At 73.3% G+C, this 19,446-nt stretch carries 18 protein-coding genes; 3 read left to right on the forward strand and 15 right to left on the reverse strand.

What is annotated here, in order from left to right:
• The 13 genes from BIV28_RS04710 to rpsB all read right to left on the reverse strand — a co-directional run.
• The coding region (locus BIV28_RS04710) for an SDR family NAD(P)-dependent oxidoreductase (protein ID WP_242652773.1) at positions 1–786 on the reverse strand (786 nt) is incomplete at its 3' end.
• Positions 783–1,748, reverse strand: a complete 966-nt coding sequence (locus tag BIV28_RS04715; protein WP_083707048.1) for a phosphatidate cytidylyltransferase — start codon at positions 1,746–1,748, stop codon at positions 783–785. The genes BIV28_RS04710 and BIV28_RS04715, both read right to left, overlap by 4 nt.
• A gap of 16 nt (positions 1,749–1,764) precedes the next feature.
• Positions 1,765–2,322 (reverse strand): ribosome recycling factor, encoded by a 558-nt coding sequence (frr, locus tag BIV28_RS04720; RefSeq protein ID WP_076259774.1) that lies wholly within the window; start codon positions 2,320–2,322, stop codon positions 1,765–1,767.
• Positions 2,323–2,420: 98 nt separating this feature from the next.
• Positions 2,421–3,149, reverse strand: a complete 729-nt coding sequence (gene pyrH / locus BIV28_RS04725) for a UMP kinase (protein WP_076259775.1) — start codon at positions 3,147–3,149, stop codon at positions 2,421–2,423.
• A 142-nt stretch (positions 3,150–3,291) separates the two neighbouring features.
• Entirely contained in the window at positions 3,292–4,428 is a 1,137-nt protein-coding gene (locus tag BIV28_RS04730; RefSeq protein ID WP_083707064.1) for an aminotransferase class V-fold PLP-dependent enzyme, read from the reverse strand.
• Between the two features lie 15 nt (positions 4,429–4,443).
• The gene (locus BIV28_RS04735) at positions 4,444–7,284 is read right to left on the reverse strand and encodes a DUF4153 domain-containing protein (RefSeq protein WP_083707049.1); all 2,841 of its coding nucleotides are present in this window, start codon (positions 7,282–7,284) and stop codon (positions 4,444–4,446) included.
• Positions 7,281–7,997, reverse strand: coding sequence for a response regulator transcription factor (locus BIV28_RS04740; RefSeq protein WP_076259778.1), 717 nt, complete (start codon positions 7,995–7,997; stop codon positions 7,281–7,283). The genes BIV28_RS04735 and BIV28_RS04740 overlap by 4 nt, the downstream gene beginning before the upstream one ends.
• Positions 7,998–8,112: 115 nt before the next feature.
• Entirely contained in the window at positions 8,113–8,640 is a 528-nt protein-coding gene (locus BIV28_RS04745) for a DsrE/DsrF/DrsH-like family protein (protein WP_076259780.1), read from the reverse strand.
• Positions 8,640–8,954 carry a TusE/DsrC/DsvC family sulfur relay protein gene (locus BIV28_RS04750; RefSeq protein WP_076259781.1) on the reverse strand — a complete coding sequence of 105 codons (315 nt, stop codon included), beginning with the start codon at positions 8,952–8,954 and terminating at the stop codon, positions 8,640–8,642. Before BIV28_RS04750 ends, BIV28_RS04745 begins: the two co-directional genes overlap by 1 nt.
• 13 nt (positions 8,955–8,967) lie before the next feature.
• Positions 8,968–10,224, reverse strand: a complete 1,257-nt coding sequence (gene sqr, locus BIV28_RS04755; protein WP_207555777.1) for a type III sulfide quinone reductase, selenoprotein subtype — start codon at positions 10,222–10,224, stop codon at positions 8,968–8,970.
• Between the two features lie 125 nt (positions 10,225–10,349).
• A complete protein-coding gene (locus tag BIV28_RS04760; RefSeq protein WP_076259783.1) occupies positions 10,350–10,952 on the reverse strand; it encodes an antibiotic biosynthesis monooxygenase in 603 nt (200 codons plus the stop codon).
• Between the two features lie 109 nt (positions 10,953–11,061).
• The gene (tsf, locus tag BIV28_RS04765) at positions 11,062–11,892 is read right to left on the reverse strand and encodes a translation elongation factor Ts (protein WP_076259784.1); all 831 of its coding nucleotides are present in this window, start codon (positions 11,890–11,892) and stop codon (positions 11,062–11,064) included.
• 56 nt (positions 11,893–11,948) lie between these two features.
• Entirely contained in the window at positions 11,949–12,845 is an 897-nt protein-coding gene (rpsB, locus tag BIV28_RS04770; RefSeq protein ID WP_076259786.1) for a 30S ribosomal protein S2, read from the reverse strand.
• Positions 12,846–13,109: 264 nt separating this feature from the next.
• Between rpsB and BIV28_RS04775 the strand changes: the two genes are divergently transcribed.
• The 3 genes from BIV28_RS04775 (at position 13,110) to BIV28_RS04785 (ending at position 17,022) form a co-directional block, all read left to right on the forward strand.
• Positions 13,110–15,056, forward strand: coding sequence for a DUF6541 family protein (locus BIV28_RS04775; protein ID WP_242652774.1), 1,947 nt, complete (start codon positions 13,110–13,112; stop codon positions 15,054–15,056).
• 76 nt (positions 15,057–15,132) lie between these two features.
• Positions 15,133–16,305 carry a pyridoxal phosphate-dependent aminotransferase gene (locus BIV28_RS04780; protein WP_207555778.1) on the forward strand — a complete coding sequence of 391 codons (1,173 nt, stop codon included), beginning with the start codon at positions 15,133–15,135 and terminating at the stop codon, positions 16,303–16,305.
• Positions 16,306–16,479: 174 nt separating this feature from the next.
• Positions 16,480–17,022: a M23 family metallopeptidase gene (locus tag BIV28_RS04785; RefSeq protein ID WP_076259790.1), complete on the forward strand. Its 543-nt coding sequence runs from the start codon at positions 16,480–16,482 to the stop codon at positions 17,020–17,022.
• A 20-nt stretch (positions 17,023–17,042) separates the two neighbouring features.
• Here the strand turns inward: BIV28_RS04785 and BIV28_RS04790 are convergent, their stop codons facing one another.
• Together BIV28_RS04790 and dprA are read right to left on the reverse strand one after the other, a co-directional pair.
• Complete coding sequence (locus tag BIV28_RS04790; RefSeq protein ID WP_076259950.1) at positions 17,043–17,975, reverse strand: tyrosine recombinase XerC; 933 nt, start codon at positions 17,973–17,975, stop codon at positions 17,043–17,045.
• A gap of 180 nt (positions 17,976–18,155) precedes the next feature.
• Positions 18,156–19,331: a DNA-processing protein DprA gene (gene dprA / locus BIV28_RS04795; RefSeq protein WP_076259792.1), complete on the reverse strand. Its 1,176-nt coding sequence runs from the start codon at positions 19,329–19,331 to the stop codon at positions 18,156–18,158.
• Between the last annotated feature and the right edge of the window lie 115 nt (positions 19,332–19,446).

The raw sequence follows: 19,446 nt of genomic DNA on the forward strand, positions 1-19,446 counted from the left end.
GTCGACGACGAGCACCTGGCCGGTGACGTAGGCGGCCTCCGGGCTGGCGAGGAAGGCCACGGCCGCGGCCACCTCCTGCGGCGTGCCCGAGCGGCCCAGCGGCGTCGCGGCGGCCTCGCGGGCCTCGTCGGGCGCCTGTGACCCGGTCGCCACCCACCCCGGGGCGACGGTGTTGACGGTGACGCCGCGCCGGCCCTCGTCGACGGCGAGGGCGCGGGCGAGGCCGACGAGCCCGGCCTTGGCCGTGGCGTAGGCCACCTCCGAGCGCATCGCCATGACCGGTCCGGTCACGCTGCTGACGAGCACGACGCGGGCGGCCCCGGAGGCCCGCAGGGCAGGCAGGGCCGCCCGCGTGACGAGGTAGGCGGTGTCGAGGTTGCGGGCCATCGACCGGCGCCACCGGTCGGGGTCGGTGGCCTCGAGGTCGCCACCGAGGGCGTCCAGCTCGGCGGCACTGACCATGCCGGCGTTGTTGACGAGCACGTCGAGCCGCCCGTGGCGCTCGAGACAGGCGGCGACGAGGGCGTCGGCGTCCTCCGGGCGCGTCAGGTCGCCGACGACGGCCGACGCGTCGACCCCTTCGGCGCGGAGCGAGGCCACCCGCTCGTGGACGCGGTCGGTCGTCGCGGTGAGGACCACGGCGGCGCCGAGCCGACCGAGCAGGCGGGCGGTGGCCAGGCCGATGCCGGTGGGGCTGCCGGCCCCGGTGACGACGGCGACGCGTCCGCGCTGCCCGAAGGGCGCGTCCGGGTCCATGACCTGCCGGGCCGGAGCGACCGGCGTCACGACGGCTGCGCGGCCAGGAGCGTCAGCACGGCCCAGACGATCGGCGCGACGACGACGAGCGAGTCGAGCCGGTCCATGATGCCGCCGTGGCCCGGGAGGATGTTCGACATGTCCTTGACCCCGAGGTCGCGCTTGATGAGCGACTCCATGAGGTCGCCGACCGTGGCCGCCACGGCCACCCCGACGCCGAGCAGGACGCCGATGACCCACGCGTGCCCGAGGAAGAAGTGGACCGTGAGCGCGCCGCCCACCATGCACAGCAGGACCGAGCCGGCGAAGCCCTCCCACGACTTCTTCGGGCTGATCGTCGGGGCCATCGGGTGCTTGCCGAAGAGGACGCCGGCCGCGTAGCCGCCGACGTCGCTGCACACCGTCGTGATGAGGAAGACGAACATCCGCCCGACGCCGTCCTCGGCCGACAGCAGCATGACGGCGAACCCGACGAGGAACGTCGGGTACGTCGCGACGAACATGCCGCCGAGCACGTCGCGCCCGGCGCCGTCGAGGCGCCCGGTGCCGCGCCACAGCACGACGGCCAGGCAGGTCAGCGCCCAGGCCACCGTGAGCGCGCCGGGCCCGTGCACGTACGCGGCCCACGCCATGCCGACCGACCCGGCGAGCGCCGGGACGATCGGGGCGTGCACGCCGGCGTGCCGCAGCGCGCCCCTCATCTCCCAGATCGCGACGCCGACGGCGAGCACGACGACGACGAGGAAGGACTCCTTGAGCAGGAGCAGGCTCGCGACGATGACGACGCCGAGCCCCACCCCGACGCCGATGGCGGCGGGCAGGTCGCGGCCGGCGCGGCTGGGGCGCTTCTCGATGACCTGCTCGGCGGGCAGGCCGGCGACGTCGTCGAGGGCGGGGTCGTAGGGCACGGGTTCGAGCAGCCCGTCGCCGTCGTCGGGGTGCGCCGCGGACACGTGGTCCTCGGGCTCCGACGGCGAGTCGGTCGTCATCATGGGTGGAGCCGCGAGGTCAGACCTCGAGCAGCTCGGCCTCCTTGGCCTTGACGAGCCCGTCGACGAGGTCGGTGTGCTTCTTGGTCAGGCCGTCGAGCTCCTTCTCCGCGCGCGAGCCGTCGTCCTCGCCGACCTCGCCGTCCTTGACCAGCTTGTCGAGGTCGGTCTTGGCCTTGCGGCGGATGTTGCGCACCGAGACGCGGGCGTCCTCGGCCTTGCCGTGGGCGAGCTTGATGTACTCGCGGCGGCGCTCCTCGGTGAGCTCGGGCATGACGCACCGGATCTGGTGGCCGTCGCTGCTCGGGTTGACGCCGAGGTCGGAGTCGCGGATGGCCTTCTCGATCTCGTGCATCGCCGACTTGTCGAACGGGATGACGAGGATGGTGCGTGGCTCGGGGTTCTGGAACGAGGCGAGCTGCTGCAGGGGCGTCGGGGCGCCGTAGTACTCGACCGTCAGCTTGTTGAACAGGCCCGGGTTGGCACGGCCGGTGCGGATGCCCGCGAAGTCCTCCTTGAGGACCTCGACGGCCTTGTCCATCTTCTCCTCGGCCTCGAACATCGTCTCTTCGATCATGGCGGTGTGGCTTCCTCGTCCCTGGTGTCGGGTGGCTGGCGGTGTCTGGGGTGCTGCGGTGGCGGCGCGTGAGCGCGTGGCGCGGGTGTCGGGGCTGGTCAGGCGTTGGTGACCAGCGTGCCGATCCTCTCACCGAGCAGGGCGCGCGTGATGTTTCCCGGGCCCTCCATGCCGAAGACGATCATCGGCAGCTTGTTCTCCATGCACAGGCTGAACGCGGCGGCGTCGACGATGCGCAGGCCGCTCGCGAGGCCCTCCTCGAAGGTCAGCGTGTCGTACTTGGTCGCCGTCGGGTCGGTCTTGGGGTCGGCGGTGTAGACGCCGTCGACGCCGCTCTTGGCGATGAGCAGCGCGTCGCACTTGGTCTCGAGGGCGCGCTGGGCGCTCACGGTGTCGGTGGAGAAGTACGGCATGCCGGCGCCGGCGCCGAAGATGACGACGCGCATCTTCTCGAGGTGGCGGATCGCGCGGCGCGGGATGTAGGGCTCGGCGACCTGCTGCATCGCGATCGCCGACTGGACGCGCGTCTCGATGCCTTCCTTCTCGAGGAAGTCCTGCAGCGCCAGGCAGTTCATGACCGTGCCGAGCATGCCCATGTAGTCGGCGCGCGTGCGGTCCATGCCGCGCTGCTGCAGCTCGGCGCCGCGGAAGAAGTTGCCGCCGCCGATGACGACGGACACCTGCACGCCGCCACGGACGGCCTCGGCGATCTGCTTGGCGATCCCGGCCACGACGGCGGGGTCGAGCCCGATGGCTCCGCCGCCGAACACCTCGCCGGAGAGCTTGAGCAGAACCCGGTGGAACGGGGTGGTCTGGGCGTCGGTCATGGGCGCGGGGCCTCCTCGTGGGATCCGTTCGCAGGGTCGATCGATCTTTCCACATCCCGTCGGGATCGACTGCATCGAGCCCCGGAGTTGCCCGGGCCGCCCCTGGGCGGCGGGTCCGGCCGAGGTGTGGCCGCCGGCTCGCTCAGGCACCCAGCACGCCGAGCACGCCCGGCAGCGCCTGCGCGAGCCGCTGGTAGTCGTCCTCGTCGTTGTAGGGGGCGGCCGCGAGGCGCAGGTACCCGCGCCCCTCGAACGCGACGGGCGGCACGACGAACCCGGCGGCGTGCAACCGCTGCCACAGGGCCTCGGCGTCCTCGGTGCTCGTGGCCACGCCGTCCGGCAGGGCGACGAGGTGCAGGCAGGGGGCCGCCGCGAGGCCGCCGTGCGGCGCAGCGGTGCCGAGGGCGTCGCGGACGACGGCCGCGCCCCGCACGAGCAGCTCGGCGTTGCGGCCCACCTGGTCCCAGCCACCGAGGTCGCGCCAGGCGGCGAGGCCGTCGGGCACGGCGACCCACGCGGAGTGGTCGACGGTGCCCTGCAGGTCGAAGCGCTCCGGGTAGGGCAGGCCGTGGCTCCACGACGTCACGAGCGGACGTAGCGGCTCGCGGTGCTCGGGCGCCGCCCAGAGCGTCGCGGCCGCCCTCGGGGTGTAGGCCCACTTGTGGAGGTTGCCGGCCCAGAAGGCGACGCCGAGCGCCTCGACGTCGAGGCCGGGCAGCGCGCCGGGCACGTGGGCGGCGTCGACGAGGACGGGCACCGGCGCCACCGCCGCGGCGACCTCGGCGACCGGGAGCACGAGCGCCGTCGGGGAGGTGATCTGGTCGATGACGACGAGCCGGGTGCGCTCGGTGACCGCCGCCGCGAAGGCCGCGACGACCTCGGCCGGGTCGGCGTCGACGGGGAACGACGCCGTGCGCAGGGTCGCGCCCCGCGCCTGCGCCGACCAGCCGGCCGTGAGGTAGCCGTGGTTGCTGACGACGACGTCGTCGCCGGGGCCGATGCCGAGGCCCTGGAGCACGACGCCCACCGCCTCGGTGACGTTGCGCACCAGCGCCGTCGAGTCGGCGTCGACCCCGACGAAGGCCGCGGCGTCGCGCCGGGCAGCGGCGAGCGCGTCGGGCAGGTCGTCGCGGAAGGCGCGCATCGGCGCGCCCTCGATGCGGGTGCGGGCGCGGTCCTGCGCCTCGCGCACGGACCGCGGCACCGCGCCGAACGCGCCGTGGTTGAGGTGGGTCAGGGCCGGGTCGAGCTCGAAGCGCTCGGCGATGTCACGACGCACCCGGCCCATCCTGCCTCAGCGGGTCAGGCCCGTCGTGCGCAGGGTTGCGCACCGGTCCGCCTCGGCCCCGGTGGCCGGCGCGACACCGAGCGCGGAGGCCCGCGACCGGCCGAGGTTCCACGCGAGCGCGTCGTCGTCGGCAGCCGGGTCGGGCGTCACCGCGCAGATCGCGACGTCACGGGGCAGCCCGGCGACGATCGTCGGGGCGGCGTCGGGGCCGAGCGTCGACAGGTAGGCGACGTCGAGGTTGCCGGTGGCGGCGTAGCGGTCGACGTTGCGCTGGGCCACCCACGCCTCGGGGTTGGCGAGCCCGCCGACGAGGACGAACGCGGCCACCGACACCAGGGCCGCCCGCGGCAGCCACCAGCCGTCGAGCCGGATGCCGGCGACCATGACCAGCACGACGAGCAGGCCGAGCAGCAGCTCGAACGCGACGACGAGCAGCCGCAGCACGGTGAAGCCGTAGGCCTGCTGGTAGAGGTCCATCCGGTGCAGCGCCGACCCGACGACGACGAGCGTCAGGGCGCAGAGGGCACCGAGCACGACGCGCAGCACGAGGCGGTCGCGGGCACCCTCACGAGGAGCCTTGCGCACGGTGAGGGCGACGGTCGCGAGCGTCAGCAGCGTCGCCACGGTCAGCTGCCCGAAGCCCTGGTGCACGTAGTCGGCGTAGGTGAGACCGGTCGTGCGCTGCACGTAGTCGTGCCCGCCGAAGAGCGCTGCTGCCTGGGCGACGACGAAGGCGACGAACACGCCCACGACCATCCCGACGGGCACGGCCCACTCCCACGTCCGCGCGACGGGCCGCCCGTGGGGCAGGACGACGCGCTCGACCCGCGGCGGGTTGAGGGCCACGTAGGTGGCGGCCAGGAGGGCACCGCCCATGACGAAGCCGACGAAGAACCGGAAGATGAGGCTGTCCCAGGCCAGCTGCGGCACGAGGTGGCTCGCCCACGTGCCGAAGATCGCGTCGCCCGAGGCGAAGAGGCCGCCGAACACGACGAGGGCCACGAGCGAGATGGCGGCGGTGCGCAGGACCGGCCACACGATCGACACGCGGCTCGTGGCGGCGACGGTGCGTCCGAGCAGGGGCAGCCCGCGCAGGGCCGCGAGCGGTCCCGAGGCGACGGCGGCGACCATCGAGGTCAGCGGCTTGGCGCCGGTGAGGGCCGTGGCGGTCAGCACGAGACCGACGAGCACGGCCAGGATCGTGAGCCAGGGTGCGGCGCGCAGCACCGCGAGCGAGGCGAGGGCCACGCACATGACGGTCGTCGCCGTGGTCCACCGGCTCAGGCGCCGCTCCGTCGTGCGCCACAGCACCGCGCCGCCGACGAGGAGCACGGCGAACAGGGCGAGCCCGAGGTTGCGGTAGGGCAGCAGCACGGCCGAGAGGACGCCGACGCCGAGCGCGGTGAGCAGCAGGCGCGGCTGGGGGCGCAGGCCGGACTCGGGCCAGAGGTCGCCGAAGAGCGTGTCGACGAGGGGTCCGGGGAGCGTCACGGGCCGGGTCGCGGGGTGCGGCGACGCGGGAGGGGACGACGAGGGAGGGGGCGGTAGCGCCGGCGTTCCCGCGGCTCCTGCCGGGCTCGGGGTGGGCGCGGTCGGCATGGGGCTCTCCTTCGTCGGGACGGCTGCAGTGACTGGTGACGTGACTCGTGAGGTGACTGGTACGGGCGCCGGGGTCGATGCCGGGACGCGGGGGGACGCGGCCGACGCGTCGGCGGGGTCGTGCGGGCCCGTGTCGGGCCGGCACGGCAGGACGGCGCGCACCCGGGCGCCCGGGCGGCCGGGCTCGGCGGGCAGGGCATGGATGGAGCCGCCGTGCAGCTCACACACCCAGCTCGCGATGGCCAGGCCGATGCCGGTGCCGCCGCCGGCGTCGTCGCCCGAACCGAACCGGTCGAAGACCCGCTCGGCGCGCTCGGGTGGGATGCCGGGCCCCTCGTCGGCGACCTCGAGCCACCAGCGGTCCTCCCCCTCTCGCCCCGCGCTGACCGTGACGGTGCCGTCGACCGGGCTGTGCCGGGCGGCGTTGTCGAGGAGGTTGGCCAGAACCTGCGCGAGCCGGGCCGGGTCGGCGGTGACGGCGAGGTCGGCGGGCTCGACCGACACGACGTGCCGGACGCTGCGCGTGCTGCGGACGGCGCCCGTGGCGCCGACGCGGGCCTCCCCCACGGCGCGCTCGACGAGGTCGGCCACCCGCACGGGCGCGAGGGCGAGACGGTCGGCGCCGCCGTCGAGCCGGCTCAGGTCGAGCAGGTCGCCGACGAGGGAACCGAGCCGCTCGGCCTGGGCGAGGGCCGTGCGCAGGACCGCGTCGTCGGGCCGCACGACGCCGTCGACGAGGTTCTCGAGCAGGGCCTGCTGCGCCGCGAGCGGCGTGCGCAGCTCGTGCGACACCGTGGCGACGAGCTGGCGCCGCTGCTGGTCGGCCGAGGCGAGGTCGCTCGCCATGGTGTTGAACGCGTGGGCGAGGGTGCCCACCTCGTCCGACGACGTGGCCGTGACGCGGCGGGAGTAGTCGCCGGTGGCCATCCGGGCGGCGGCGTCGGTCATCTCGCGCAGCGGGGAGGTCATGCCGCGGGCGAGCCACTGCGTGACCCCGAGCGCGGCGGCCACGGTGACCGGGAGGGTGAGCCAGGCCGGCACCCCGGCCCGGTCGCCGATCTCGGCCACGACGATGGCAGCGACGATGCTCGCACCGACGAGCAGGCCCAGCTTGGCCTTGACGGAGCGGATCCCGTCGAGCGGGCGCTCGGTGTCGAAGTGCGGACGCGGGTGGGCGCCAGCGCGCGCGTCGGGCGTTCCCGGGGCGTCGCCGGACGCGTCGGGACGCGGGGTCGCGGGCGCGCTCACGACGCGTCCGTGCCGAGGGCGTACCCGACGCCGTGGACGGTGCGGACCCGGTCCCCGCCGATCTTGGCCCGGAGCGCCTTGACGTGGCTGTCGAGCGTGCGGGTGCGGCCGGCGTCGGCCCACCCCCAGACCTCGCGCATCAGCTCGTCGCGGGTGCGCACGACACCGGGCTCGGCCCACAGCGCGAGGAGCAGGTCGAACTCGAGCGGCGTCAGGTGCACGTCGACGCCGTCGACGGTGACGCGTCGGGACCCGCGGTCGACGGCGAGCGCGCCGAGCACGAGCAGCTCCGGCTGCGTCGTGGCCAGCTCGCGGGCCCGCTCGACGCGTCGCAGGAGGGTGCGGATGCGCGCGACGACCTCGCGCATCCGGAAGGGCTTGGTGACGTAGTCGTCGGCCCCGACACCGAGACCGACGAGCAGGTCGGTCTCGTCGGCGCGGGCCGTGAGCATGAGGACGGGGACCGGCCGCTCGGCCTGGATGCGGCGGCACACCTCGAGCCCGTCGAAGCCGGGCAGCATGAGGTCGAGGAGCACGAGGTCGGGGCGGTGCTCGTCGTGCTGGGCCACGGCGCTGGGCCCGTCGTAGGACTGGATGACCCGGAAGCCCTCTGCCACGAGGCGGTCCGTGAGGGCCTGGTTGATCGTGACGTCGTCCTCGACGACGAGCAGCGTCGCCTGTCCGGGCGGCGGTGTCGCACTCCCCTGGTTCATGCCCCCGAGCCTAGGAGCGGGCGCGCGGGCGGCGAGGGTGCGACGTGTGGAGATCCTGTGAAACCCGGCCGGGCCCACACCGGCCCGGCCGGGCACTCCCACCCACCACGGTGGCTCAGATGAAGAGCAGCTGCGCGCCCTCCGTCAGCTCGATGAAGTCCGAGGCCGAGATGATGCCCTCGACGTCGTCACGCAGGTCCTCCTCGCCCAGGTGCTGCATGTCGGCCGACATCCGGCAGGCCCACAGGTGGCCCCCCGAGGCGACGATCTGGTCGAGGAACTCCGGGACCTCGGGGACGTCGAGGTCGGCGATGGCCTTCTTCATCTGCGAGGTGGCCAGGTGCGTCATGCCCGGGATGCCGCCGAGGCCCTGGGGCAGGTGCGTGGCGGTGTTGCCGAGCATCGTGAACTTCAGGTCGCCGGACGTCTTCTTGTTGATCATGTCGAAGCCCCAGAAGGTGAAGAACAGGTGCGTCTCGACGCCTTCACCGAGCGCGGCGTTCGCGAGGATCAGGCCCGGGTAGGCCATGTCGAGGTTGCCCTTGCTGCAGATGATCGCGAGCTTGCGGCCCTGCGACTCCGGCGCGTCGAACGACGGCACCAGCGGTTCGGTCTCGGTGGCCCGGGTGGTCTGGGTGGTCATCACACACATCCCTTCGGCTTGGGCAGGCCCGCGACGTAGGCCATCTTCTTGGCGGGCTTGCCGGGGAAGAGCTCGAAGAGGGCCTTGACGGGGGTTCCGGTCTGCGTGCTGACCCGTCGCAGGGTCGCCGTCTCGCCCTGGCGGGCGAAGTCGTCCCGCAGGAAGTGCACGAGCTTCCAGTGCTCGTCGGTGAGCTCGATCCCGATGAGGCGGCCGAGCTCGACACCGAGGTCGTCCGACCACTGGTCCGGGTGGGTGAGGAAGCCCTCGTCGTTGACCTCGACGGCATGGCCGGCGATCGTCGTGGTGGGCATGGTGACGCTCCTTTCAAGCGCTCGCGGGAGCGGGGACCTTCCCCGCCATCGACATCTGCGCGGGCAGGCCGAGCGGTCGTCCGGGGAGCAGGAGGTTCCAGTAGACGTGGCGGAACGCGAGCTTGCCGATGTGGTTGGCGCGCGACTCCTTGAGCAGGGTCATCGGGCCGAGGCGCGGCAGCGGGAACGTGCCGGTCAGGGGCTCGGTGTCGTAGTTGAAGTCGAGGAGCATGGCCTTGCCGCCACCGGACTCGACGAAGCAGTTGGCGTGCCCGTCGAACGAGTGCGTCATGGGCTTGCCCTCGACGTGCTCGAGGAAGTTCTCCACGAACACCTCGACCGAGAAGTGCGCGACCGAGCCGGCCTTCGACGTCGGGATGTTGCTCGCGTCGCCGAGGACGAAGATCGACGGGTGCTCGGTGGACTGGCTCGTGTGCTTGTCGACGGGCACGTAGTTCAGCTCGTCCCCGAGGCCCGACCGCGCGATGAAGTCGGCGCCCATGTTGAGCGGGATCGTCACGAGCTGGTCGTAGGCGACCTCCCTCTCGTCGTAGGACACGAGGACGCGACGCTCCTGGTCGACGTGCTCGACCATGAAGTCCGTCTCGACCGTGATCCCCTTGTCGGCGAGCAGGTGGCCGAGCTCGCGGCTCGCGACCGGCTTGGTGAAGGCACCGTCGAGCGGCGTGACGAAGACGATCTCGGTGCGGTCACGCAGACCGCGGCGCCGCAGGAAGTCGTCGGCGAGGAACGTGAACTCGAGCGGGGCCACGGGGCACTTGATCGGCATCTCCGTCACGTGCACGACGAGGCGTCCGCCCCCGAAGGAGGCGAGCGACGCACGCAGCGCCGTGGCGCCCTCGTAGGTGTAGAACTCGCCGACGCTGCGGTGCCACTCGGGGCCCAGCATCCCCGGCGTCTGGTCCGGACGCGGCGTCGTGCCCGAGGCGATGACGAGCTCGTCGTAGCCGAGCGTGCGTCCGTCGACGAGGGAGACCTCGCGGGCCTGCGGGTCGATGCGGTCGACGTCACCGAGGACGAGCTCGACGCCGTCCGTGATGAGGGCGTGCCGGCTGCGCCTGACCTGGTCGGGCTCGATGAGCCCGAACGGCAGGAAGAGGTAGCCCGGCTGGTAGTCGTGGACGTCGTCCTTGTCGACGACGGTGATACGCCACTCGCTGGTGGGGAGGCGGTGCCTCAGCTTGTTCACGACCATGGTGCCGGCCGTGCCCGCTCCCAGGACCACGAGTGACCTCATGGTGGTGGTCATGTCTCGACGGTACCCCGGAGGGTATGCCGTCGGCTGTGAGCCAGCAGACAGCGCGGCTGTGACCTCGGAGACAGAAGGCTTGCCTCACAAGCAGATCCGGCCCCGGGGGTAGGGACCCGGGACTCTCAGGTGGCCTTGAGCCACCGCCCGAAGAGCCGGGTCACGAACGGCAGCAGGACGTAGGTCATCCACGGGGTCGCGACGAGGGTGGTCACGAGGACGCGGACGGCGGCCGGCCAGCCGCCGCTGAAGGGCGAGAGCAGGTAGGTCAGCGCCAGGCTCGTCGGGAAGAACGCGATCCAGATGACGCTCGCCTGCTTCCACCGCGGCGGAGCCGCCGGGACGCCCGGGCCCGCCTCGTGCACCGCCGACGTCGCCGGCTCGCCGAACCAGCCCTCGATGCCCGTGCGGTACTCGGTGCGCCGGTGCTCGACGAGGTCGGCCGCCGAGCGCAGCCACCGCAGGCGCTCTGGCGAGCGCTCCCACGCGTCGAGGTGCTCGCGCGAGTCGAACCGGTAGAGCATGTGCCAGTCCTCGGTCCCCGAGCGCACCCACCCGGCCCCGAGGAAGCCCTCGAACCGCTCGGCCATCGACGTGCCGGCGTGCACCCACGCCTGCATGAGCAGCTCGTCCTCGGGCGCGACCCGGCGGGTGATCGACACGGTCAGCGGACCGTCGTCGGCGACTGCGGTGACGACGGGCGAGGCAGGGGTGGCGGCGCTGGTCATCGGGGCTCCTCTTCCGAGCGGGCGGGAAACGCGACGATGCCGGCCGCCCCGAGGGGCGACCGGCATCGGTCGTGGCACGTGGTGCTACGCGAGAGGCGTCAGCAGGACCTCACTGACCCACGCGGAAGCGGGCGAAGGACGTCGCCGTGGCGCCGGCCTCCTCGAGGACCTTGCCGACGGACTTCTTGGCGTCCTTGGCGAACGGCTGCTCGAGCAGGACGTTCTCCTTGAAGAAGCCGTTGACGCGACCCTCGATGATCTTCGGCAGGGCAGCCTCGGGCTTGCCCTCCTCGCGGGCCGTGGCCTCGGCGACGCGACGCTCGTTCTCGACCGTCTCGGCCGCGACCTCGTCACGGGTCAGCACGGACGGGCTGAAGGCCGCGACGTGCATCGCGACATCGCGACCGACCTGGTCGTCGCCACCCTCGATCGCCACGAGGACACCGATCTGCGCGGGCAGGTCGGGGCTCGTCTTGTGGAGGTAGGCGGCGACGTTCGCACCCTCGACGCGGGCGACGCGCTTGATCTCGATCTTCTCGCCGATCGTCGCGTTCGCGTCGTCGAGCAGCTGCTGGACGGTACGGCCGTCGGGCGTCGAGCTCGCGAGGAGCTCCTCGGCGCTGCCGGCCTTCGAGGCGATGGCCTGCTCGAGGACCTGGTCGGCGAGGGCGATGAACTTCTCGCCCTTCGCGACGAAGTCGGTCTCGCAGAGGACCTCGACGAGGGTGCCGACGCCGTCGGTCGCCTTCGCGGTGACGAGACCGTTGGAGGCCGTGCGGCCCTCACGCTTCGTCACGCCCTTGAGGCCCTTGACACGCAGGATCTCGACGGCCTTGGCGCGGTCGCCCTCGGCCTCGTCGAGCGCCTTCTTGACGTCCATCATTCCGGCGCCGGTCTGCTCGCGCAGGGCCTTGATGTCAGCGGCGGTGTAGTTCGCCATGCTCTGTATCGCTCTTTTCGTCAGTGGGATTCGACTGGTACGCGGTCCGGGCAGGCTCAGGCCTGCTCGGCCGGAGCAGCCTCGGCGGCGGGCGCCTCGGCGGGCGCGTCGACCGCGATCTCGGCAGCGACCTCGGGGGCCGGGGTCTCGACCGGGGCCCCGGCGGCCTCGGTGGCCTCGGTGGCAGCGGCGTCGGCGTAGAGCTCGCGCTCCCACTCGGCCAGGGGCTCCTCGGCCTGCGCGTCGCCACCGGACTTGCCGGAGGAGCGCTGGACGAGACCGTCGGCGACGGCGTCGGCGACGACGCGCGTCAGCAGCGTGACGGAGCGGATCGCGTCGTCGTTGCCCGGGATCTTGTAGTCGACCTCGTCGGGGTCGCAGTTCGTGTCGAGGATCGCGATGACCGGCAGGCCGAGCTTGCGGGCCTCGTCGACGGCGAGGTGCTCCTTCTTCGTGTCGACGATCCACACGGCCGAGGGGACCTTGGCCATGGAGCGGATGCCGCCGAGGGTCTTCTCGAGCTTGTCCTTCTCACGCTTGAGGACGAGGAGCTCCTTCTTCGTGCGGCCCGAGCCGGCCACGTCGTCGAAGTTGATCTCCTCGAGCTCCTTGAGGCGCGTGAGGCGCTTGGAGACCGTCTGGAAGTTGGTGAGCATGCCACCGAGCCAACGGTGGTTGACGTACGGCATGCCGACGCGCGTCGCCTGCTCGGCGATGGGCTCCTGGGCCTGCTTCTTCGTACCGACGAAGAGGATCGTGCCGCCGTGGGCGACGGTCTCCTTGACGAAGTCGTACGCGTTGTTGATGTACGTCAGCGACTGCTGGAGGTCGATGATGTAGATGCCGTTGCGCTCGGTCATGATGAAGCGCTTCATCTTCGGGTTCCAGCGACGGGTCTGGTGCCCGAAGTGGACGCCGCTCTCGAGGAGCTGGCGCATGGTGACGACGGCCATGCCGTGTTCTCCCTTGTGTGGTTGTCGACAGTTGTCCGGCGGCGTCGCGTCCGGTCGGGTCTCCCCGGCCCTGGCTGGCCGCTCTCCTGGCGCCTTGACCCGTCCCGCCCGACGAGGTCGGGACTGCCGTGACGTGCCCCGGGCTCGAGGCCCGGTCGAAGACGCGCGAATTCGGTCGCGCGTGGGGGCACGCGTGACCGCCGTCCATCGTACGTCCTGACCCGGGTTGCGGGGAAATCGCGCGGACGGGCGAGAATGGCGGCCATGCCTCACTCGACGGGCTGGGACAGCTGGTTCCAGACGATCCCGGTCTTCGTCGTCCTCACCGCCGTCCTCGTCGTGCCCGGCTGGCTCGTCCTGCGGGCCCTCGGCACGCGCGGCATGGAGGCCCTCGCCGTCGCCCCCGCGGTCTCGGTCGGCATCATCGCGACGGCGGCCACGGTGGCCCAGCGCATCGGCCTGCGGTGGGGGCTGGGACTGCTCGTCGCCGTCACCGCGGCGGCGGCCGGCCTCGCCTGGCTCGTCGCCCTCGTCGCCCGACGCGTCCTGCAGCGGGTGCGGCGCCCGGAGCCCGAGGTCGGCGTGGCCCGCCGCGTGCTCGGCCGGCCCAACCCCGACGCCGTCGTGGCCGTCCTCATCGGCGTCGCCGTGTCGCTGGCGACGATCCTGCCCGCGATCGGGCGGCCCGACGAGCTCGTCGACAGCCCCGACGCCGTCTACCACCTCGACCGCATCCGGCTCTTCCTCGAGACCGGCAACTTCTCGATCGCCAACCCGACGTTCTACCCCAACGGCTTCCACTCCTGGATCGCCACCGGGCTGCTGCCGTGGGGTGGCGAGCAGGTGCTGCCCGGCACCAACGTCGCCACGGTCGTGCTGGCCGCTTTCGTGTGGCCGCTCGGCTGCGTCGCCCTCGTGAGGCACGCGCTCGGCACCTCGCGGCTGGTTACGTACGCGTCCGGGTTCGCCTCGGCCGCCTTCATCTCCTTCCCGACGATCCTGCTCGGCTGGGGCGTGCTGTGGCCCAACCTCATGGCCAACGCCCTGACGCCCGGGGCCCTCGCGCTCATGCTCCAGGCGGCGCGGTCCCGACGCGTCGGGCAGTGGCTCGGCTTCGCCGCGGCTTTGCCCGGGCTCGCGCTCGTGCAGCCCAACGCGCTCGTGGCGCTCGTCGTCTTCGCGCTCGTCTGGTTCGTCACCGCGCGGCTGCGGGCCGGCTGGCTGGGCCACACGCCGTGGTGGAAGGTGGGCCGTGACCTCGCCGTCGTGGCGGTCGTCGGGGTGGCCGGGCTCGTCGCGGCGCCCACGGTGTCCGCGCGTCTCGCGTCGACGCAGTCCTACGAGTGGACCGGCCAGGTGTCGGTGTGGACCGCGCTCGTCGAGGTCGTCGGCGGCCGGCTCCAGATCACGGTCGTGCTCTGGGGGCTGCTGCTGCTCATCGCGCTCGGCATCGGGTGGATCGTGCTGCGGGCCCGCGCCGCGATCCCCGTCGTGGCCATGTGGCTGGCGGCCGTGGCGCTCTACGTCATGGCGGCGTCGTCGACGGCGTCATGGACCGCGCTCATCACCGGCTACTGGTACAACGACAAGGTCCGGCTCGCCTCCCTCGCAGCGGTGCCCGGCGTCGTGCTCGTCGCGGCGGCCGCCCCGGCGGCGCGCGCCCTCCTGCTCCGCGTCCCCGCGGTCCGCGCCCGGCCGCTCGTCGCGTCAGTGACCGCCCTGGCGCTGCTGCCGCTCCTCACGGTCGTGTGGAACGGGTCGACCCGCAACGCCATGCTGTCCGGCTTCTTCCGCCCCGGCGAGGCCCGACGCGTCATCCTCTCCTTCGAGGCCCAGGACGCCCTGCGCCAGCTCGCTGCCAACATCCCGGCCGGCCAGGGCGTCGTCGGCCGGCCCGAGAACGGCACGCCGCTCATGTACGCGCTCTTCGGCACGAACACGCTCTACCGATCGCTGCCGATCCCGACCACCGGCGACGAGATCGTCATCGGCACCGGCTTCAACGACCTCGAGCACCGGCCCGACGTCTGCACCGCGCTGGCCCGGCACGACGTCCGCTGGGCGATCGGCTCGCCCCACGTCTACTGGCTCGACCGTCCCGAGCGCAGCTCGGGCCTGGAGGACCTCGCCGCCAACCGGAGCGTCCAGCCGGTGCGCACCGTCGGCGACTACACGCTCTACCGCATCACCGGGTGCGGCCTCGGGTCCTGACGCCGCACCGACCGGGTGGCGGCGCGCGGCCGCGCCGGGCCGGGGCGCGCGCTCCCCGCTGGGTAGTGTCGGCCGTATGGGCTCGCCGCTGATCTCCCGCATGACCCCGTTCGGCACGACGATCTTCGCGGAGATGTCGGCCCTCGCCACGCGCACCGGGGCCATCAACCTCGGCCAGGGCTTCCCCGACACCGACGGCCCGCGCGAGATGCTCGAGGCCGCCAAGGCCGCGATCGACGCCGGCCGCAACCAGTACCCGCCCGGGCCCGGCGTGCCCGAGCTGCTCGAGGCGGTCGCCGCCCACCAGGAGCGGTTCTACGGGCTGCACGTCGACCCCGCATCGGAGGTGCTCGTCACCGCGGGAGCCACCGAGGCGATCGCGGCCGTCGTGCTCGCGCTCTGCGAGCCCGGCGACGAGGTCGTCACCTTCGAGCCGTACTACGACTCCTACGCGGCGACGATCGCCCTGGCCGGCGCGACGCGTCGGACCTCGGTGCTGCGCTTCCCCGACTTCGCCGTCGACGAGGCCTCGCTGCGCGCCGCGTTCTCGGCCCGCACCCGGCTCGTGCTGCTCAACACGCCGCACAACCCCACCGGCAAGGTCTTCACCCGGGCCGAGCTCGAGCTCATCGCCTCGCTCGCGCGCGAGCACGACGCGTGGGTCGTCACCGACGAGGTGTACGAGCACCTGGTGTTCGACGACGCCGTGCACGTGCCCATGGCCACGTTGCCCGGCATGGCCGGGCGGACGATCACCATCAGCTCGGCGGGCAAGACCTTCTCGGCGACCGGCTGGAAGGTCGGCTGGCTCACCGGTCCGGCCGAGGCCGTGGCCGCCGCGCGGACCGTCAAGCAGTTCCTCACCTTCGTCGCCTCGGGGCCGTTCCAGCCGGCCGTCGCCGTGGCCCTCGGACTCGGCGACGACGTCTACGCCGCGCTCCGGTCCTCGCTGCAGGCCAAGCGCGACCTGCTCTGCGCGGCCCTCGTCGAGTCGGGCCTGCAGGTGGCGCGTCCGAGCGGAACATACTTCGTCATCGCCGACGCGGCGCCGCTCGGTGCCGTCGACGGGCTCGAGTTCGCGCGCCGGCTGCCCGACCTCGCGGGCGTCGTCGGCGTACCGGTGTCGGTCTTCCACGACGACACCGAGGCCGCCCGGACGCTGATCCGGTTCGCGTTCTGCAAGAAGGACGAGGTGCTGCACGAGGCCAGCCGTCGCCTCGCAGCGGCCGGCCACCACTCCCCCGCCTGACCCCACCCTCCCCTGCCTGACCGTCCCGTCGAGTGAGCACCGAACCCCACCAGCCCCACGGCTGACGCCGCACCCTGGTGCGACTGTCCACATCCCGACGTCGCGGCGGCCGCTCGTCCACAGCGTCACCGGGAGGGGCCTCAAGACACTGGCCGGCGTCGCGACCATGGGTTCATGGCCCTCGGATCCGGACTGACCGCGCTCGTCACGAGTGCCGTCCTCGGCGTCAGCGCCGTCGCCGGCCACCCGCCGACGACCTCGAGAACGCCTGCGCCGCAGGCCGGTTCATCAGTATCGGCCTCTCACGCCACCTGGGCCTGGCCGCTCGACCCGGAGCCACGCGTCGAGCGCGCCTTCGACCCGCCGGACCGGCCATGGGGCGCCGGACACCGCGGCGTCGACCTCGCAGCAACCGTCGGGCAGCCGGTCCGCTCCCCCGAGGCCGGGACCGTCACGTGGGCCGGCGTGGTGGCCGGACGCGGCGTCGTCGTCGTCACCCATCCAGGCGGGCTGCGCAGCACGTTCGAACCCGTCACCGCCACCGTTCGGGTCGGCACCACCGTCGCCCGTGGTGGTCCGGTGGGCGCCGTGACCGCCGCGCCCGGGCACTGCGCACCGGGCACCTGCCTGCACTGGGGAGTGCAGCGCGGCCGGCAGTACCTCGACCCGCTCTCGTTCGTCGGGCGGGCGCCGATCGTGCTGCTCCCCCTCGACTGACCCGGCACCGCTCGCCCGGATCAGGCTCTGGGATGGGCCTGTTCGTAGCTGCGGCGGAGGCGGTCGACCGACACGTGCGTGTAGATCTGGGTCGTGGCCAGGCTCGCGTGGCCGAGGATCTCCTGCACCATGCGTAGGTCGGCGCCGCCCTCGAGCAGGTGCGTCGCCGCACTGTGCCTCAGCCCGTGCGGACCGAGGTCGGGTGCGTCGGGCAGGTGCGAGAGCAGCTCGTGCACGACGCTGCGCACCTGGCGCGCGTCGACGCGTCGACCGCGGCGCCCGAGGAACAGGGCCGGACCGGAGTGCTCCCCGACGAGCCGCGACCGGACCGCGAGCCACGACTCCACGGCACGGCCGGCCGGCGCCCCGAACGGGACGATGCGCTCCTTGGCGCCCTTGCCCATGACCCGGACCGTGCCCTGGCCGAGGTCGAGGTCGTCGATGTCGAGGGCCGCGAGCTCACCGACCCGGATGCCCGTGGCGTAGAGCAGCTCGAGGACGGCGCGGTCGCGGACGTGGATCGGGTCGTCGTCGTCGGCCCGGGTGGCGGCGAGGGTGAGCAGCTCGCTGGCCTCGCCCTGCTTGAGGACCCCCGGCAGCGATGACGACCGCTTCGGCGCCACGAGCCGCACGGACGGGTCCGTGGGGATGCGCCCGGTGTGCTCGGCCCAGCGCAGGAAGGTCCGCGCGGCTGCGGCCCGGCGGGCGATCGTCGCCCGCGCAGCACCGGCGTCGGCCTGCTCCCCGAGCCAACCGCGCAGGTCGCCGATGCGCAGGTCGGCGACGTCGGTGACGCCCCGCGCCGCCGCGAAGGTCAGCAGGTGCCGGACGTCGCCGAGGTAGGCACGGCGCGTGTGGACCGAGCGTCCGCGCTCGGCGCCGAGGTGCCGCGAGAAGGCGTGGAGGACCTCGCCGTGCAGCTCCTGGACCGGCGGGCCGGGTGCGGGGGTCACCGGCTCGGCCGACGCGGAGGGCACCACGGCACCCGCGCCGTCCGACGCGTTCTCGATCGCCACACCCGTCACTCCCGCACCATGACGCATCTACGGCGCCACCGCAAGCGACCCGCCCCTCCGCTCAGCGGGCCGCCTCGCGCAGCTTCTCCTGGCGCGACGCGACGGAGAGCGGTGCGCTCAGCCGAGGGGCAGCGTGGGGCCGGCGTCCAGCGCAGGTCGCGGCCTCGACGGTGCTCGCACCGACGAGCCCGACGAGCCCGCCGAGCCCGCCGAGCCCGCCGAGCCCGTCGAGGCGGTCTTGCGGCGCGGGGCCGGGGCCTTGCGCCAGGTACCGGACTCGCCGATGACGAGCCGGGCCTGCTCGAGCCGCGCCAGAGCCGCACGGACCACGAGGGGCGGGCGCGCCGCGTCGCGGGCGATGACGTCGAGGGCGACCGGCCGCCGGAACGGGACCGCCTCGAGCACGGCCCGGTCCTCGGTGCTGAGCCGGTCCACGACGGTGTCGGGCGCCCGCGGTTCGTCGCACGCGTCGTCGCCGATGTCGCCGACGAGGTCGATGATCTCGTCGACGGACGTGACGAGGACGGCCTTCTGGTCGCGGATCTCCTGGTGACAGCCGGCCGACATCATCGAGGTGACCGGCCCGGGAACCGCACCGACCGGCCGGGACAGGCCAGTGGCGTGGGTGACCGTGTTGCGCGAGCCGGACCGGAGGTCGGCCTCGACGACGACCGTGCCCCGCGTCAGCGCTGCGATGAGCCGGTTGCGCGAGAGGAAGCGCGACTTCATCGGTGCGGCTCCCGGCGCCGCCTCGGACACGACCAGCCCCACCTCGGCGATCCGGCGCAGCAGGGTCGCGTTCGCCGCCGGGTAGGGCCGGTCGACGCCGCCCGCGACCACGGCCACGGTCGTGCCGTCGACGGCGAGGGCGCCGTGGTGCGCCGCGGCGTCGATGCCGAGGGCGGCCCCCGACACGACGGTCCACTGCCGCCGTGCCAGGCCCGCAGCGAGGTCGGTGGTCACGTGCTCGCCGTAGGACGTGGCGGCCCGCGCACCGACGACCGCGACCGACCTGCGCGTCGTGTCGACGAGGTCGAGCCGGCCCACGACCCACAGGCACCAGGGCGGGATCGGGAGGCTGTCGAGCGCCTCCGCCCACTCCGCGTCGCCGGGCACGACGACGCGGGCCCCCACCTTGGCGGCGACCTCGAGGTCGCGCTCGACGTGCAGGGCTCGGACGCGCGCCGCGAACCGGGCCAGCGTGCCGTGCCCGCTGCGGATGCGGGCCATCGCCTCGAGCGGACCCACCTCCTGCAGCAGTGCGGCCACCTCGACGTCGCGTGGCTCGACCACGCGCGAGAGTGCTGCCCTGGCTCGGCGGACGTCGTCGGTGGCCCGGTCATCGGCCGGGGGCGACCCTGCGACGGATGCGCGCGGTAGGAGGCGGAGCCCGGCGCGGCCGGACTCC

Source organism: Intrasporangium flavum, assembly GCF_001956915.1.
Lineage (GTDB): Bacteria > Actinomycetota > Actinomycetes > Actinomycetales > Dermatophilaceae > Monashia > Monashia flava.